1 protein-coding gene is annotated in these 929 nt (G+C 28.3%); it reads right to left on the minus strand.

Annotated features, from left to right (window positions below):
• Positions 1 to 193 precede the first annotated feature (193 nt).
• Positions 194 to 910, minus strand: a complete 717-nt coding sequence (locus AC1EUY_RS16095) for a hypothetical protein (RefSeq protein ID WP_480196573.1) — start codon at positions 908 to 910, stop codon at positions 194 to 196.
• Positions 911 to 929 lie beyond the last annotated feature (19 nt).

Raw genomic sequence — 929 nt, forward strand, 5'->3', positions numbered from 1 at the left:
TTTTGTGTATGGCTCGTTGCGTGTAAATTAGTGATTATTTTTCGGTTGAGCCATAAGCCAGATTTTTAAATTTTACTATTTATCTTCTTTATCGGAAATCGTCAAATTTAAAAATTTGGCGACTTACCAAATACGCCTTGATTTTGATTTAAGCAACTGATTAGTAATGAGCTATACACAGTGTTGTAACACGTTATTTATTTTCTATTTGATTGATTATTTCTATCATTTGCTCTTCTAAATTTTTTGTTGAACCATTAAATTGCTCGATAGATATTCTAATTAATTTTTCATTAACTTTTTTGAAAAGAACAAACCCTTTGGTAAGAATAAAATCGGCTTTCTTTGTGTAGTAATCATAAATTATTAAGTCGTCATTATTTCCTAATTCCGAAAACTCTAAAATATGTTCCGTTCCAAAACTATTTCCACTTAATTTTTTTGCTATCAACCTAACATTATTTTCTAAAGTTTGGGTTTTGTCAAATTCCTCTTTTTTAAAGTTGATTAATAATTGGGCATTTGATTCTGATAAACGAAGTGTTGGTTCATTCAGATTATTTGTAAATTCAATTCCTTTTGGAACTTTAATTTGCTGTCCTAATAAAGTCAGCGTTGTGTCCGATTCTGATTTCCGACTCTCTTTGAATACAATGTCAAGTGCCATTTTGTAATTCTTGATAACTTCCAAAGTATCAATTGGCTTGTTATTCTCTAAAACGTCCTTAATGTCTATTTCAGTTTTGTTTTTCTTTGTGTTAAACAATAGCATTATAATTCCAACACAGATTAATGCAATTCCAGATAATAATTGAACACTTTTTTTATTCTTTCGATAGGCAAATAGTAATGAAATTCCAAATCCGATTAATATTAATTGAGTTAAAATATCTCCTATGTTTTGAAACATTCGATTGGGTTTGTTTTAA

The sequence above is a fragment of the Maritimimonas sp. 2210JD6-3 genome, assembly GCF_056591795.1.

Bases quoted from the DNA above. Each gene is read 5' to 3' on its own strand.
- AC1EUY_RS16095 (WP_480196573.1), bottom strand. From the start codon at position 910: ATGTTTCAAAACATAGGAGATATTTTAACTCAATTAATATTAATCGGA.